Origin of the sequence: Variovorax flavidus (assembly GCF_030317145.1) — a bacterium.
Taxonomy (GTDB): Bacteria; Pseudomonadota; Gammaproteobacteria; order Burkholderiales; family Burkholderiaceae_C; genus Variovorax; species Variovorax flavidus.
This window is the reverse complement of the sequence record NZ_JASZYE010000006.1, coordinates 18,143-32,406: the sequence shown is the minus strand read 5'-3', so window position 1 is coordinate 32,406 and position 14,264 is coordinate 18,143. Positions and strand designations below refer to the sequence as shown.

16 protein-coding genes are annotated in these 14,264 nt (G+C 65.2%); 9 read left to right on the top strand and 7 right to left on the bottom strand.

Features of this window, described 5'->3' with window-relative positions; genetic code table 11:
• The 3 genes from QTH90_RS23805 to QTH90_RS23795 are packed head-to-tail and all read left to right on the top strand — an operon-like array spanning position 1 to position 3,714.
• Complete coding sequence (locus QTH90_RS23805) at positions 1 to 1,686, top strand: ATP-binding protein (RefSeq protein WP_286667049.1); 1,686 nt, start codon at positions 1 to 3, stop codon at positions 1,684 to 1,686.
• Positions 1,687 to 1,741: 55 nt separating this feature from the next.
• Positions 1,742 to 2,257 carry a hypothetical protein gene (locus QTH90_RS23800; RefSeq protein ID WP_286667048.1) on the top strand — a complete coding sequence of 172 codons (516 nt, stop codon included), beginning with the start codon at positions 1,742 to 1,744 and terminating at the stop codon, positions 2,255 to 2,257.
• Complete coding sequence (locus QTH90_RS23795; RefSeq protein WP_286667047.1) at positions 2,254 to 3,714, top strand: serine/threonine-protein kinase; 1,461 nt, start codon at positions 2,254 to 2,256, stop codon at positions 3,712 to 3,714. Before QTH90_RS23800 ends, QTH90_RS23795 begins: the two co-directional genes overlap by 4 nt.
• Before the next feature lie 240 nt (positions 3,715 to 3,954).
• Here QTH90_RS23795 and QTH90_RS23790 read toward each other — a convergent pair whose 3' ends face one another.
• The 3 genes from QTH90_RS23790 to QTH90_RS23780 form a co-directional block, all read right to left on the bottom strand.
• Positions 3,955 to 4,134 (bottom strand): hypothetical protein, encoded by a 180-nt coding sequence (locus tag QTH90_RS23790; RefSeq protein WP_286667046.1) that lies wholly within the window; start codon positions 4,132 to 4,134, stop codon positions 3,955 to 3,957.
• 501 nt (positions 4,135 to 4,635) lie between these two features.
• Positions 4,636 to 5,265, bottom strand: a complete 630-nt coding sequence (locus QTH90_RS23785) for a DUF4124 domain-containing protein (RefSeq protein ID WP_286667045.1) — start codon at positions 5,263 to 5,265, stop codon at positions 4,636 to 4,638.
• Between the two features lie 131 nt (positions 5,266 to 5,396).
• The gene (locus QTH90_RS23780) at positions 5,397 to 5,657 is read right to left on the bottom strand and encodes a helix-turn-helix domain-containing protein (protein WP_286667044.1); all 261 of its coding nucleotides are present in this window, start codon (positions 5,655 to 5,657) and stop codon (positions 5,397 to 5,399) included.
• A gap of 84 nt (positions 5,658 to 5,741) precedes the next feature.
• Here QTH90_RS23780 and QTH90_RS23775 point away from each other — a divergent pair, with 84 nt between their 5' ends.
• The gene (locus QTH90_RS23775) at positions 5,742 to 6,413 is read left to right on the top strand and encodes a tripartite tricarboxylate transporter substrate-binding protein (protein WP_286667043.1); all 672 of its coding nucleotides are present in this window, start codon (positions 5,742 to 5,744) and stop codon (positions 6,411 to 6,413) included.
• 22 nt (positions 6,414 to 6,435) lie between these two features.
• Here the strand turns inward: QTH90_RS23775 and QTH90_RS23770 are convergent, their stop codons facing one another.
• Positions 6,436 to 7,257, bottom strand: a complete 822-nt coding sequence (locus QTH90_RS23770) for an alpha/beta fold hydrolase (RefSeq protein WP_286667042.1) — start codon at positions 7,255 to 7,257, stop codon at positions 6,436 to 6,438.
• A 148-nt stretch (positions 7,258 to 7,405) separates the two neighbouring features.
• Between QTH90_RS23770 and QTH90_RS23765 the strand changes: the two genes are divergently transcribed.
• Positions 7,406 to 8,341 carry a pseudouridine-5'-phosphate glycosidase gene (locus QTH90_RS23765; RefSeq protein ID WP_286667041.1) on the top strand — a complete coding sequence of 312 codons (936 nt, stop codon included), beginning with the start codon at positions 7,406 to 7,408 and terminating at the stop codon, positions 8,339 to 8,341.
• A gap of 42 nt (positions 8,342 to 8,383) precedes the next feature.
• A complete protein-coding gene (locus QTH90_RS23760) occupies positions 8,384 to 8,653 on the top strand; it encodes a hypothetical protein (RefSeq protein ID WP_286569596.1) in 270 nt (89 codons plus the stop codon).
• A 15-nt stretch (positions 8,654 to 8,668) separates the two neighbouring features.
• On the opposite strand, the gene QTH90_RS23755 is transcribed toward QTH90_RS23760, so the two are convergent.
• Positions 8,669 to 9,895, bottom strand: coding sequence for a YeeE/YedE family protein (locus QTH90_RS23755; RefSeq protein ID WP_286667040.1), 1,227 nt, complete (start codon positions 9,893 to 9,895; stop codon positions 8,669 to 8,671).
• 63 nt (positions 9,896 to 9,958) lie between these two features.
• On the opposite strand from QTH90_RS23755, the gene QTH90_RS23750 reads away from it, so the two are divergent.
• On the top strand, positions 9,959 to 10,687 hold the full coding sequence (locus tag QTH90_RS23750; protein ID WP_286667039.1) for a glutathione S-transferase: 729 nt from the start codon (positions 9,959 to 9,961) through the stop codon (positions 10,685 to 10,687).
• Between the two features lie 19 nt (positions 10,688 to 10,706).
• Here QTH90_RS23750 and rsmI read toward each other — a convergent pair whose 3' ends face one another.
• The gene (gene rsmI, locus QTH90_RS23745; protein ID WP_286667038.1) at positions 10,707 to 11,642 is read right to left on the bottom strand and encodes a 16S rRNA (cytidine(1402)-2'-O)-methyltransferase; all 936 of its coding nucleotides are present in this window, start codon (positions 11,640 to 11,642) and stop codon (positions 10,707 to 10,709) included.
• A 40-nt stretch (positions 11,643 to 11,682) separates the two neighbouring features.
• Between rsmI and QTH90_RS23740 the strand changes: the two genes are divergently transcribed.
• Together QTH90_RS23740 and QTH90_RS23735 are read left to right on the top strand one after the other, a co-directional pair.
• Positions 11,683 to 12,039: a YraN family protein gene (locus QTH90_RS23740; RefSeq protein WP_286667037.1), complete on the top strand. Its 357-nt coding sequence runs from the start codon at positions 11,683 to 11,685 to the stop codon at positions 12,037 to 12,039.
• Between the two features lie 95 nt (positions 12,040 to 12,134).
• Positions 12,135 to 12,770 carry an SIS domain-containing protein gene (locus tag QTH90_RS23735; RefSeq protein ID WP_286667036.1) on the top strand — a complete coding sequence of 212 codons (636 nt, stop codon included), beginning with the start codon at positions 12,135 to 12,137 and terminating at the stop codon, positions 12,768 to 12,770.
• Between the two features lie 7 nt (positions 12,771 to 12,777).
• Here QTH90_RS23735 and QTH90_RS23730 read toward each other — a convergent pair whose 3' ends face one another.
• Complete coding sequence (locus tag QTH90_RS23730) at positions 12,778 to 14,259, bottom strand: patatin-like phospholipase family protein (protein ID WP_286667035.1); 1,482 nt, start codon at positions 14,257 to 14,259, stop codon at positions 12,778 to 12,780.
• Positions 14,260 to 14,264 lie beyond the last annotated feature (5 nt).

The following is a 14,264-nucleotide window of genomic DNA, read 5'->3' as shown; positions in this document are numbered from 1 at the left end:
ATGACGACCCATATCCTCGGCCGCTTGGTCGGCAACACCGGCGACCCGACGAACCTGACAATGGTGCTGAACTCGTCCTTTGCGGGCCGGCGCGGCGAATTCGTACGCGTTCGGCATCGCGAGCAGGAAGGCGACGCACAGACCGACGTCTTGGCGCGCATCGTGAGCATCAGCCGTAGCAATGTCCTCTACAACTCCGGGCTCGGCCAGGCTGTAACGGAACTCGAGCTGCTGCCCGGTGCGCAGGTCACCGGCGAGCAGATCATCGGCAAGCTGGAGGCGATCGGCTTTCGGGAAGCGGACAGCGGGCAGATCAAGATGCCGCGGCGTGCGCTCGACCCCGGTTCTCACGTGGAGCCGGTGGACTTCCAGTTTCTCAGCGCCTTCTACCAGTTTCAGGAACACTCGAGCCTGCACATTGGAAATCTCGTTGGGTACGAAAGTGGTGCCTCAGCAGTGCCCGTGTTTCTCGATGTCAACCGGCTGGTAACGGAGCACCTTGCGGTTCTTGCAATGACCGGCTCGGGCAAGTCATACGCCGTGGGCCGCATCATCGAGCGACTCGTCGCCATCAACAACGGCACAGTCGTTGTCTTCGACCCGCACGGTGAATACGGACGCGCGCTCGCCGGCGGAGAGATGCACTTCAACGAGCACCCTGACGAGCTAGACGACCAGCGCGATCGCGCCGCACTGCCTGCCATCCGCGAAGCGTTCACGCGGCTTCGAGAGGCCGGAGCGGGCATCACCATCTACAGCCCACAGAACCCTTCTTTCCGGCAAAAGTACGCAGGAGCAAACCAGGAACTTGCGTTGCAGTTCGATCACTTCGAGATGGATGATCTCAGCGAGATCCTTCCCGGCCTGACCGAGCCGCAACAGCGGGTCTTGGACGTGGCTATCCGTTTCTGGATTGCTCACGAGCCCGCAATGCCGAGAGACATCAACCGGCTACGGCACTACCTAGGCGACGGCATCGATGACGTGCGGCAGTGGGACGAGTTGAGCCAATCCGAAGCCTCAGCACTGAACGGTCGCAGCGCGGCGGTGGCCTCGATGAAGCTGTCGCGCGTCCTGCAGGAGGCCCAGAGCTTCTACCACTCCGGACTTGCCGCAGCCACTGACGTCTACGAGATGGTCGGCAGGCCGACCGATCGCAAAGGCCGCCTGGTCATCGTCGATCTTCAGGGGCTCAGTGACACCGCGAAGCAGGTCATCACTGCGCTCATCTCCAGCGAGATTCTTCGTGCCGCCTCGAGCAAGACAGATCGAATCCGCCCGTGCTTTCTGGTCTACGAGGAAGCGCACAGCTTCGCACCGGCCGGTGAGTCGGCAGTGAGCCACCGCATCATCAAAAAGATCGCGGGCGAGGGACGCAAGTTCGGTGTCGGCTTTGCCGTCGTGAGCCAGCGACCATCGAAGCTCGACCCTGACGTGACCTCTCAGTGCAATACGTTGATCGCGATGCGCCTGAAGAATCCTGATGACCAACGCTTCATCGCGAAGACATCCGACATGGTCAGTGCTGCCGATCTCGACCAGCTCCCTGGACTCTCGACAGGGGAGGCGCTGATCTGCGGTCGCTCGATCCCAGCTCCGCTGCTGGTGCGCGTGGGCACGAAGGCGTTGGTCCATGGCGGTGAGTCGCCTGAGGTGCTTAATGTCTGGGGGAGGTTCGGTGGGTGAGCCCGAAGACGTCGGGGCTCGGCTGACGCTCCATGCCGCTTCAGGCCATCTCCCGATGTGGACCGAATGGGGTGTCCGCGATGTCGGCCACCTGGTACACAGCCTCGGCTGCACTTTCTTGACGGCCGTAGGGCGCGATCTTGGGTTTGCCGCTGTGTCGGAGGTGCCTGCTCCGCGTGAAGGTGCGCTCGCGCAGGTGGATCAGGATGTGCGATCGGACTCTGTGTGGTTCGATCGCGAGAAGCGCCGAGTGGTGCTAGTGGCAGAGTTCGAGCGTTACTCGGGCAAGCAAAAGGACCTTAGCCCGAAGGTCGAAACGCTGTGTCTCGCCCAGCACCGCTGGAATCGCGAGGATGCAACGCTGCTTCTGGCGTACTGGACCAACGGTCTTGTCACGCTGCCTGATCACGACGGGCTCAGAGACATTGTGCGGGGCGGCTTCCAGGGCCCCGGCGGCATACGCGTCCCTGGAAACCCCAGGGCGCGGCTCATCTTCTTTCAGTTCGTCGTCCGATCCGGCCAGGACGGCCTGCTCCGGCTGGAAAACATCTTTCGTCGAGGTGAATCATGACGATCAGGTTCTTTGTCCCGAGAGCTGACCGACGACTTGGTGATCGATACGAGCTTGTCGAGTGTCTCGGCGACGGCTCGTACGGCTGGGTGTGGCGTGCCCAGCGTCTGTCAGACGGGGCGATTGTTGCTGTGAAGATCCCGAAGGCGCAGGGCAAGCGAAACGAAGAGCTTGCCGAGGGCTCTCCGCTTGTTGGGCAGTTGTCGCACCCGAGTGTGGTCGATGTCCACTGGATGGGACGGGTGCCGCCCGAGCGCGAGTGGTATGCGATTGAGATGGAGTATTTCCCTTCCATCACCCTCGCGCAGCTTCTCGACAAAGGGGAAGAAGGCTTTGTCGCCAGCTACGACAAGCTCCTAGGTGTGTTCGAGCAAGTGCTGGACGGCTGCGCCCATCTGCATCGGGTGGGGATGTCGCATGGTGACATCAAGCCGCAAAACATTCTTGTCGCTGCTGATCGGGTGAAGCTCACCGACTTTGGGTCAAGCGTTCTGCCTGAAGACATGTATGCCCGAACGCGCGAGAACGGCGGAACGATCCTTTATTCCGCACCGGAAGTCGTCGGTTCAACGCTCGCGACTCGCGACAAGTCGGCCAGATTCCTTTGCGACATCTACAGCCTGGGTGTACTGCTGTACCACTTGGTCACCGCACGACTGCCCCACGACACCTTAAGCCAGGTCGCGCGCCATGTGCCATTCGCGCGGGCGCGTGAAGTCAACTCTTCGGTCGCGCAGCCGCTCGACGAATTCATCGACCGTTGCCTAAGGTTGGTGCCGGAAGAGCGCTGGCCTACCGTGGACGTGATGTTGGAGACTTTTCGCGGCGTCCGTCGCGCCCAGGTTCAATCGACGCCCACACGGGCCCTTGGGACTACACCCACACCGCAAGAGGATTGGTCGACGCTGGCAGTGCGCCTGGTAGAGAAGGGCGATTTCCGTGATGCCGAGCTGATTGCGCGCGCCGAGTTCGAGTCGTCGAGGGATGAGCAGGCTTTCTTGCTGATGGTTCACGCGTCGTACCAGGAAGGCCGCTACTTCGATTGCATTCGCGATCTTGAGTCACGGCCCGATATGGTGGACGCGCCATCCACCATGGGCGCGGAGTTGCGACGCTTGGCGCTGTCGGCATATTTGGAGATTCGACAAGTAGATCGTGCCGGATCCTTCGCTGCCAAGTGCCTCGCTGATACCCCTGAGGCTCCGGATCTCTTATTGAAACGTGCCTCAATCCTTGCGCTCGACGCGAAGTACGAGGCAGCCGCGGAGGAACTCATGGCACTTCACCGGAGACTGCCAGGCCGGCCAGCGATTTTGCGCCGGCTTGTTGCGGTGTTCGAGCAGATGCGAGACGTCGGCAAGGCTGCCGCGTTCCTGCGTGCGTACCAGAAACTGGCGCCAGACGATCCTTGGGCTGCAAAGAAGGCCGAGCAGTACCGAGCAATTGGGCTTGCCTGACACTTCGGGTCAACCACCCAGGGCCGGCCGGCGGCTTTCCGTTTCGGTCGATCGAAGAGCAGCACTGTGCCATCGAACGCGTCATGCAAGAGGTGCCGACGCGCAGTTGTTTCGAACCGATACCTTCAGCTTTGCCAACCGGATTCAGCAGCACACAGGCAGTGCAAGGAGTTTAACGTGACGTTCGTGAAGATCTCGTAGCGCCTGCCTGCTCGGATAGTTCCGGAATCGTCCTGCCAGCTACAGGACGTTCTTGTAAGGCTGCTCGATGATCCCGACGACGTAGTCGAGATCCTCAGCGCCCTTGAGATAGATCCGGCGGTCCATCGTCCAGGCGACATCCTCCTGTCCATCACGGCCTTCATCGGATCCGTCGGTCTTGTGCCGGCCGACCTCGGGGAAGCGTACGTGAGTCAGCACGTCAGGCTGCGAAAAGGGGCAGCAAACCCGAAGTGGGTCGCATTTGCCCACACCTTCAGTCGGTTTTGCATCGTTTTGATCGCAGGGGCGACCACGTCGGTCCAAGTACTGCGCTCGAGAGAGGAATTCTTACAGCTGAGAATGGTGCTAATGGGCTTGTAGCCCCTGGCCTGAAGCCTACCTCTTGCGTGGACGTTGCACCCGAGCGACACGTTGAAATCTGTCGGTATTTTTGTCGGTATCTGGAAGGGTGAATTCTGCTTTTACCAGCATTCATAAGGGGTGTGAGCGAGATTTCGATTCCTGGCGGCTTCAAAGGCTGGAAGCATCCATGTGCTTCCGGCCTTTTTCGTTCTTCCTCCGCGCAGGCCCTATCTGACGCATGAGTGCATGTTTAGTGGGGCATCCATCGTGGCAATACGGAGGGAGCGGCTGATCAGGCGCTGATCTTGTCGGCCCTAGGCCTGCGGGCGTGACACTTGCGCTAGCCGCGCGATCGCCTCACCTGCATCGCAATGCAAACTGCCGGTCCCGTGCGCGCTTTCGTTGATCCCTCAGTCGATCCTGTTCGTAACCATTGAGCGGCTGGCGGGTCGCCGCATCAATGGATGCGATCTGCGCGTCTAGTTGCGCGCATTCAGTGACTGCGAGGTCGACGTTCATTGCTACCCTGCGCTCATGTTCGACGGCAGCGTGAGTGATGGCGCTGTTGCGACGCATGGAGGCTGCTCTATCTTCCAGCGACATCCCGTCCGCCAGATTGGCATCGGGTTGCACTGACACTGCGCCGGTCTTTGAACCTGACGGGCAGGGTCTATCCGAATACGTCACCGTTCCGTTCGCGGAGACGCACTTGGCGAACTGCTGTATTCGAGGCGCAGGCCCTTGATCCTGCTCGCGCGGCGCATCTGGAGACGGCGACTCTGAAACGTGCGGTTGCGGGCTGACGACTGGTGCACCCTGCCGCGTAGCTTGATTTCGCAATGCGTCCCGGTCTTGCCAGCTCTGGAACGCAACGAACACCATCACGGCGGCGCCTGCCGCTGCGAGCCAGACCAGCACGCGGTTTGACGACTTTCGCGGCCGCAGGGCGCGCTCCCATGACGGCAAGGGCTCGCGCGATTCGTTCATCCAAAGGCTGCTGATCTTGTCGTTGTGCATAGCTCAGCAACTGTCCGCTATCGCTGGGGCATCCGACCTCCTCGAATTTCCTATTTCGTCTCCGCGTCGTGAAGTTCCTCACATTTGCCTAAACGGGCGGGCTACAGAGCGCCAAGTTCTTTCTCGTATCTCTCTTGTACAGATAGCACCAACTCCCAAGGCGCGACCTGCAAACCATTGGCCAACCGAAAGAGGCTGCTCAGAGAGGGGCTCGTGGTGGCCAGCTCCAGTTTCGCGACAAACGTTCGATTCACTTCCGACGCATATGCGAGAGCTTCCTGACTGATGTTTAGCGCGGCACGCCGAGCTTTCAGTTCGGCGGCAAATGCTCTGAGCAGAGCGGGGTCTTGGTTGGATCGCATGGCAACGAATCTCGTTGTCATGCATTTGTTATGCACCCGCTTTTATGGTACAAAATTCGCCAGATAACGACTTGAGGGAGACACATGTATCGTCGGTCCAGCTATTTCGCGCTCGCGATTTCGATCGCCCTTCGGCAGGTAGCTTCTGCCGCTAAATCCGCTGACGCGGCGTACCCCACACAGTCGATCCGCATCGTCGTCGGATACCTGCGCAAAGGCGCCATCGAAACGATCGCGCGGGTAGCCGCCAGCAGGCTTGGCGCCGAGTTCGGTCAGCCGGTCGTGATCGACAAGAGGCCGAGCGTCACCGGAGTTGAGGGCTTTGCGGTGGCAGCGCGGGCGGCGCCGGACGGCCACACGCTGTTGATATGCAGCACGACGATGATGTCGATTGCGCGGTACTTCTGCGACGACATCCCGGACAACCCGCCTGGCCACTTCGTGCCCGTGGCGCTGGTCAGCCTGTTGGCATTTGGGGTAGTGGCGAATTCACCCCTCCCCACGCCGGACCTCCAAGGCCACATCGAGTGGTTGAAGAATAGCGGCAGCAAGGTCGACGGCATCTACGCTCCACCGGGCACGTCCGCCGCGATCGTCGACAAGCTGGCCGCTGCGATCACGCGCGCCGTGTACACGGATGAGATGCGCGCGCAATTGCAGAAAGAGAACTTCGACCTCGTGCTTCTCACGGGGCGCGCGCTCTGTGCCTATCTAGACCAGGAAGATGAGAGCCGAGCGGTGGTAGCGCGAACCTGACCGCTCGGCTGCATGCGCCCGTTCAGCCCTTGATAAACGCCAACAAATCCTTATTAACCACATCCGGATGCGTCGCACACATCCCATGCGGCAGCCCCGCATAAACCTTCAGTTCCGCCCCCTTCACCAGCTTCGACGACAGCAGCGCCGAATCCGCAATCGGCACGATCTGGTCATCGTCCCCGTGCATCACGAAGGTCGGCACGTCGATCTTCTTCAGGTCTTCCGTGAAGTCCGTTTCCGAGAACGCCTTGACGCAGTCGTAGTGCGCCTTGATGCCGCCCATCATCCCCTGCAGCCACCAGTGCTGGCGGATGCCTTCGGAGATCTTGGCGCCGGGGCGGTTGTAGCCGTAGAAGGGCAGGGTGATGTCGCGGTAGAACTCGGCGCGGTTGCCGGCGACGCCGGCGCGGATGCCGTCGAACACGTCGATGGGCAGGCCGCCCGGGTTGGCTTCGGACTTGACCATGATGGGCGGCACCGCGCCGATCAGCACGGCCTTGGCGACGCGCTTCGTGCCGTGGCGCCCCAGGTAGCGCGCGACTTCGCCGCCGCCGGTGGAGTGGCCGACGTGGATGGCGTCCTTCAGGTCCAGCGCGGCGGTGAGGGCGGCGAGGTCGTCGGCGTAGGTGTCCATCTCGTTGCCGGTCCACGTCTGGGTCGAGCGGCCGTGGCCGCGCCGGTCGTGCGCGATCACGCGGTAGCCCTGCGCCAGGAAGAACAGCATCTGGTTGTCCCAGTCGTCCGCCGACAGGGGCCAGCCGTGCGAGAAGACGATGGGTTGGCCTTGGCCCCAGTCCTTGTAGTAGATCTCTGTGCCGTCTTTGGTGGTGATGGTGGGCATGGTCAAGCTTCCTTTTGGGAGTGGAGGGAGGATGGCGGTGCCGGCAGTATGCTCGGATACCCCGCCGGCGACGACCTCCCGAGGGGCACTTCGACCCTCTCCGGATAGCGAATCGGCGCATTGGCCTTTGGAGATAGAAAACACCCCCATGGCTTCCGACCTTGCCCGCTCCTGGCTGACTTTCAGCGCGCCCGTGGCTGCGGCGCAGGCGGCCGGGCGCCCGGTCGTGGCGCTCGAATCGACCATCATTGCCCACGGCATGCCCTACCCGGAAAACGTTCGCACGGCGCGCGAAGTCGAGGCGCTGATCCGCGGCCTGGGCGCCGAGCCCGCGACGATCGCGGTGATGGGCGGGCGCATCCGCATCGGCCTGTCCGCCGACGAGCTGGAGCTGCTCGGCCGCTCGAAGGAGGCGCAGAAGGTCAGCCGCCGCGACCTGCCGGCCGTGCTGGCCGGCGGCGGGCTCGGCGCGACGACGGTGGCCGGCACGATGATCTGCGCGGCGCTCGCCGGCATCGAGGTGTTCGTGACCGGCGGTATCGGCGGCGCGCACCGTGGCGCGCCGGAGAGCTTCGACATCTCGGCCGACCTGCAGGAGCTGGCGAAGACTTCGGTGGCCGTGGTGTGCGCGGGCGCCAAGTCCATCCTCGACATCGGGCTGACGCTCGAATACCTGGAGACGCACGGCGTGCCGGTGCTCAGTTGCGAGCAGGACAACTTCGCGGCCTTCTACACGCGCGACAGCGGTTTCAGGGCGGACTACCGGCTCGACGACGCAGCGGCGCAGGCGCGCTTCATCCGTACCAAGTGGGATCTGGGCCTGGCAGGCGGCGTGGTGCTGAGCACGCCGGTGCCCGAATCAGCCGCGATGCCGCGCGAGGAGATCGACGCGCTGACGCTGCAGGCGCTGGACGAGGCCAAGGCGCAGGGCATCACCGGCAAGGCGGTGACGCCCTTCCTGCTGGCGCGCATCAAGGCGCTGACGGGCGGGCGCAGCCTCGCGACCAACATCGCGCTGGTCAAGCACAACGCCGAGGTGGGGGCCAGGCTGGCGCTGGCATTGGGCTCCGGGCCGCGTCGTTAACATGCCCGGTTCAGTGATCAATCCAAGGGAAGCAGAGGCCGCATGACGAACGAGAGCAACCAGAGAGCCGCCGAGCTCAAGAAGATGACGCTCTGCGCCTCCTGCGCCGGCATCCAGCGGAACTGGCGCCGCGCGCCGGGGCATGCCGAGCTGGTGCAGCAGTCCAGCCGCAAGGCGGTGCGCAGCGACGACGACGGCGGCAGCCACACGGTCACGCTCACCAGCTACCGCTGCGACGCCTGCGGCACGCGCTGGGAATACGAGAACGACAAGACCAACCAGCAGGCGGGCTGGTCGGTGGTCGGGCAGTAAGTCCGGCCGGCGCGGCTAGCAGCCGGTGTTCTTCACGCGTTCGACTTCGAGGCCGAAGAACGGCCGCAGCCTCGTGCCCAGCACGTTGCCCGCGAACGCACAGACGAGCCAGAGCCAGCCGTGCAGGCTGCCGGAGACGATGCCGCTGAAGTAGGCGCCGATGTTGCAGCCGTAGGCCAGGCGCGCGCCGTAGCCGAGCATCAGCCCGCCGACCACTGCCGCCACGATCGAGCGCAGCGGAATCCGCCACACCGGCGCGTAGCGGCCCGCCAGCGCGGCGGCGGCCATGGCGCCGAACACGATGCCGATGTCCATCACGGTGGTCACGTCGAAGTTCAGCGGCGCGGCGAGCGATGCAGCGTTGGGGCCGGCGCTCCAGTATTTCCAGCTCGCGATGTCGACGCCGAGCGCAGCGGCGCCCTTCGCGCCCCACAAGGCGAATGCCGAAGTCACGCCCCACGGACGGCCCGCCAGGGCGAGCGTCGCGAAGTTGAGCACCGCGAGTGCAACCGCCCCCGCGATCAGCGGCCACGGGCCGTGCAGCCACGGCGAGGCGTGCGCGACGCGGTCCGGCTCGTTGACGAGGCGGCCATGGCGGCGCTTCTCGATCAGCACGGTCAGCCCGGCGATGGCCGCGAACACCACGAGATTGAGCGCAATCGCCGGACCGGCGCCGAAGGCCAGCACCATGGAGAAGGGCTTGAGCTGCGGCATGGCCGTCCAGAACGGCATGTGCGCCGTGGCCACGACCGAGCCGACGATGAAGGCGATCAGCGTGATGACCATGCGCGTGCTGCCGCCACCCACGGTGTAGAGCGTGCCCGAGGCGCACCCGCCGCCGAGCTGCATGCCGACGCCGAAGATGAATGCGCCGACGATCACCGAGGTTCCCGCCGGGGAGACGAGGCCCGTCACGGGTTGGCCGAACAGCGACCCGGCCGACAGCGCGGGGAAGAACAGCAGCACGCCGATGGCGAGCATCACCATCTGCGCGCGCAGGCCTGCGCCGCGTCCGTCGGCGATGAAGACGCGCCACGCGGAGGTGAAGCCGAAGGCCGCGTGGTAGAGCGTGATGCCGAGCAGGGCGCCGACCACGTAGAGCGCGGCCTGGCGTGCGCTCACGGTTTGCGCGAGATACACCGCGCCGAGCGCGATGAGCAGGACTGCGATGCCGAGGGGCTTGGGATTGACGGGGAAGAGGGGACGCGGTGCTTGCGCCGACGGGGCGGGTATGGAAGACATAAGCGGCTAATTTTCCGCTTTTTCGTATGCTCGACCTTCCTGTAAGGCTGGCGGAGCGAACTCGTGACCTATCAACTCCACTATTGGCCCTCGATCCAGGGCCGCGGCGAATTCGTGCGTCTGGCGCTGGAGGCCGTGGGCGCGGCATACGTCGACGTGGCGCGCGAACCGCCTTCCAAAGGTGGCGGCGAATCGGCGCTGGGGCGGCGCCTCGGCGATCCGGGCAACCCGCGTCCCTCGTTCGCGCCGCCCTTTCTGGTCGACGGCGACATCGTCGTCGGGCAGACCGCGGCGATCCTGCTCTATCTGGGGCCGCGCCTGGGGCTCGCAGGTGTCGGTGAGGCCGACGGGATCTGGGCGCACCAGTTGCAACTCACCATCGCCGACGTGGTGGCCGAGGCGCACGACACGCACCATCCGTTGTCGACGGGCCTCTATTACGAAGACCAGCGCGAGGCAGCGCTGGCGCGGGCCAAGTCGTTTCGCGAAGAGCGCATTCCCAAGTTCCTGGACTGGTTCGAGCTGATCCTGCAACGCAATCCCGCTGGCGATGTGCATCTGGTCAGCGATGTGCTGACCTATGCCGACCTGTCGCTGTTCCAGCTCGTCGCGGGCCTGCGCTATGCGTTCCCGAAAGCGACGGCGCGAGCGCTCGCGCAAACCCCGGCCGTCGCCAAGCTCGCGACGAACGTGAGCCGCCGCCAGCGGGTGCACGACTATCTGCAGAGCCCGCGCCGCATCCCCTTCAACGAGGACGGCATCTTCCGGGCGTATCCCGAACTCGACGGTTGATCGCGAGGGGCGAGGGCGCCTAGTCGTTCGGCTCTTCGCGCATGCGCAGGGCCGCGTCGTAGAGCGCATTGCGCGGCGCGCCGCTGATCTCGGCCGCCACGCGCACGGCGCTCTTGAGCGGCAGTTCGGCCAGCAGGAGGCGCAGCACGCGCTCGCCTTCGACGCCATCGTCAGTCGCTGCGGGCTTGGGGTGCAGCACCAGCGCGAACTCGCCGCGCGTGCGGTCGCGGCTCGCTGCAAACCAGTCGGGCAGGGCGGCCGCGGTGACGGTGGCGATCTCTTCGAACTGCTTGGTGAGTTCGCGGCCCACCGTGATCTGTCGATCCCCCAGGGTCGCCAACGCACGCGCCAGCGCCTCGATGCGGTGAGGCGCTTCGAGCAGCACCACGCTGCGCGGCTCGTCGGCCAGTTCCAGCACGGCCGCATCGCGCTCCCCGGCCTTGCTGGGCAGAAAGCCCGCGAAGACGAACGCGCTCCCGGCGTCCCCCGCCGCAACCAGCCCCGCCGCGCCGACCAGCGTCGTCACGCTGCTGGCACCGGGCAGCGGCAGCACGCGGTAGCCGGCCTCGCGCACCGCCGCGACCAACCGCGCGCCGGGGTCGCTCACGCCGGGCGTGCCGGCGTCGCTCACGTAGGCAACGCGTTCACCGTTCGCCAGCCTCGCGATCACCGACTGCGCGGCCTCGGCCTCGTTGTGCTGGTGCAGCGCCAGAAGCTGGGCCGATGTCCGCTCGATGCCGTAGGCGCGCAGCAGGCTTTGCGTGTGGCGGGTGTCCTCGCAGGCCACGGCATCGACGGTCTGCAGGACGTGCAGCGCGCGCAGCGTGATATCCGCGAGGTTGCCGATCGGCGTCGCGACCACATAGAGCGTCGCCTGCGGATAATGCTGCGCGCCCGCGGCATCGCGTGCCGCCTGCAGGGCGGCGCCGAACGAAGCGGGTGCGAGTGAGGTCAATGGGTTTCTCCAGAACAAGACGACAGGGAGGTCGCCGCAGGTGACGACAAAGCAGCGAGGCGACGCGGCGGAAGATGCCGCGCTCGACCACTTGCAGGCGGCCGGCCTGAGCCTGGTCGCGCGCAATTATCGAACCCCCGGCCGCGGTGGCGGCGAGATCGACCTGATCATGCGCGATCCGCGCGATGGCACGCTGGTGTTCGTCGAGGTGCGGCAACGCGCCAGCGGCACGCATGGCGGCGCCGGCGGCAGCATCACGAGCGTGAAGCAGGGCCGCATCGTCTTCGCGGCGCGGCACTACATCAGCCGGCTTCGCGTGCTGCCGCCGTGCCGTTTCGACGTGGTGCTGATCGAGGAGCGCATCGAGTGGATCCAGGGCGCGTTCGATGCGAGTTGAGGCGTTCGCGGAACCCATCGGCCGATCCCGGCTCTACGTCGCTACACGTTTTGTTTCACTGAGCGCGTTCCATCGCGCAGTTATCATCCCGCCCCATGCTTGAGCAACGCATCCAGCAGCATTTCATCGACAGCGCCGACCTGAAGTACCAGGCAGGCCCCCTTCTCGGTAAACCCATTTCGCAAGCGATGCAGGCGGTGCTTGCGTGCGTCACAAGCGGCGGCAAGATCCTCGCGTGCGGCGCGGGCGTGTCCGGCTTCCTGGCGGCGCAGTTCGCCTCGCAGTTCGTCGGCCGTTTCGAGCGCGATCGGCCCGAACTGGCCGCCATCGCCTTGCCCGGCGACCCGACCGATCCCGCCGCCGACACGCCCGATGCACTCGACGCCGACCGCTTCGCGCGGCAGGTCCGTGCGCTAGGCCAGGCCGGCGACGTGCTGCTCGCCCTGAGCGCGAGCGGCCAGTCCGCCGCGGTGCTGGCGGCAGTCGAAGCGGCCCACGCACGGGACATGACGGTCGTGGCACTGCTCGGCAACGCCGGCAACGCGGGCGGAGGCTCGGGTGGGGCGGTAGGCCGCGCGCTGCGCGAAACCGACGTCCAGGTCACCGTGCCGCACGAGCGCGGGGCGCGCATCCACGAGGTGCATCTGCTCACGCTGCATTGCCTGTGCGACGGCGTCGACGCGCAACTGCTCGGCGACCAGGACAGCGATTCGTCGCTCCTGTCCGCCTGACCCCGCTTCACTGCGCGGCGGCTGCGCCTTGCTTCGACGGCTGGTTGGTGGCGTCGATTCGCTTCAGCAGGTCGCGATAGGTCGGTGATTCGCGCAGCAACTTCCCGCCGAGGGCGCGCAGGCGGTCCACGGCCTCGTCCGGCAGCACGAAGCTAGTGGGCAGGTTCATGAAGTAGCGCTTTTCCTCGGGGTCCTGGATTTCATCGAAGCTCACGTCGATGGCGTCGAAGGTCAGCTTCAGCACCGATGCTTCGGCCTGGGCCTTCGACATCCCGGCGAGCCGGCGCTCGGCGATCGCGAGTTCCCGCTTGTCGGCCCAGCGCTGGGCGATGTCCTTCAGCAGTTCGACCGATTCATAGGAGAAGTGATCGATCGGCACGCTGGACGATTGCAGCAACTGCGAGACGATCCCTGGTGCGATGGCCCTGCGGTCCCAGTCGGTGTCCGGCGCCGAGCGCGAGTTGACCACCACCACCACGATCCGGCGGATGTGCTGCAGCCCGACCTGCTCCTGGAAGGCCGGGCTCGCTTCCACTTCTTCCAGCGCTTCGAGCAGCCCGCGCAAGCCGAGGTTGTCCGACACGCCGCCGTCCACCACGTGGAGGTACGGCCGGTTCTTGCTGTCCTGGAAGCTCTGGATGTCGCGGTAGCGCAGCAGGGCGCGGCCCGCCGGGCGCTCGGGGCCTTCGGCCTTGGTGACATCCTTCACCCAGGCGGGCATGACGGCACCGCAGGTTCCGCCGTAGTTGCGGTACGTAACCGGCGACAGCACGGCGGGCACGGCGGACGACGTTGCGGCGGCGCGGGCCAGCCTCACCTTGCCCAGGTCGGAGCACAGCAGGTCGAAGTGGTCCTGCGAGAACGGAAAGCGCGCGCCGGTCGAGAGGTCGGTGCCGGTCACGGCGGTCACGGGCGTCGGCTTGTTGATCAGGTCGTCGAAGGTCGCGCCGCCGAAGAGTATCTTGTCGTAGTAGTCGGCCGCGAATTCGGAGCGCCCGTAAAGCCCGCTGCCCAGGGCAAACCAGTTGACGGGGTTCAGCGCGCCCCAGGTGAGCGCGCCCTGCACGTTGCGCTTGAGGAAGCGGGGCTCGTATTCGGTGAAGAGCTGGTCGCCATACAGCGCATAGGCCAGCGCGGTGAAGCTGCCGCCCGAGACGCCGGCGATGGCATCGACCTCCGAGAGCAGGTTGACGGGCTGGCCCTTCACCATGACGTTCGTGCGCCGCAGTTCTTCGAGCACGCCGTACGAGAAAGCCGCTGCGCGCGTGCCGCCGCCCGAGAAGGTCAGCAGGAACAGCGTGTCCGCGTCGTTCTTGACGCCGTGCGTGCGCTTCAGCATGTTGCCGACGCGGTAGCCGCTGTCCAGTTCGACATGGTCGATGGGCGGATTGACCGGCGCGAAGGAGTTGCACCCGGCCAGCATCAGCACGCCGAGGGCGCCCGTGATCTTTCGGACAAGTTGCGTCTGCGACCCGAGGGATTGCTTCAAGGGGC

Excerpts from the sequence above, each read along its gene's own strand:
- QTH90_RS23805 (WP_286667049.1), top strand. The coding sequence starts at position 1 with ATGACGACCCATATCCTCGGCCGCTTGGTCGGCAACACCGGCGACCCG.
- QTH90_RS23800 (WP_286667048.1), top strand. The coding sequence starts at position 1,742 with ATGTGGACCGAATGGGGTGTCCGCGATGTCGGCCACCTGGTACACAGC.
- QTH90_RS23795 (WP_286667047.1), top strand. The coding sequence starts at position 2,254 with ATGACGATCAGGTTCTTTGTCCCGAGAGCTGACCGACGACTTGGTGAT.
- QTH90_RS23785 (WP_286667045.1), bottom strand. The coding sequence starts at position 5,265 with ATGAACGAATCGCGCGAGCCCTTGCCGTCATGGGAGCGCGCCCTGCGG.
- QTH90_RS23780 (WP_286667044.1), bottom strand. The coding sequence starts at position 5,657 with ATGCGATCCAACCAAGACCCCGCTCTGCTCAGAGCATTTGCCGCCGAA.
- QTH90_RS23775 (WP_286667043.1), top strand. The coding sequence starts at position 5,742 with ATGTATCGTCGGTCCAGCTATTTCGCGCTCGCGATTTCGATCGCCCTT.
- QTH90_RS23770 (WP_286667042.1), bottom strand. The coding sequence starts at position 7,257 with ATGCCCACCATCACCACCAAAGACGGCACAGAGATCTACTACAAGGAC.
- QTH90_RS23765 (WP_286667041.1), top strand. The coding sequence starts at position 7,406 with ATGGCTTCCGACCTTGCCCGCTCCTGGCTGACTTTCAGCGCGCCCGTG.
- QTH90_RS23760 (WP_286569596.1), top strand. The coding sequence starts at position 8,384 with ATGACGAACGAGAGCAACCAGAGAGCCGCCGAGCTCAAGAAGATGACG.
- QTH90_RS23755 (WP_286667040.1), bottom strand. The coding sequence starts at position 9,895 with ATGTCTTCCATACCCGCCCCGTCGGCGCAAGCACCGCGTCCCCTCTTC.
- QTH90_RS23735 (WP_286667036.1), top strand. The coding sequence starts at position 12,135 with ATGCTTGAGCAACGCATCCAGCAGCATTTCATCGACAGCGCCGACCTG.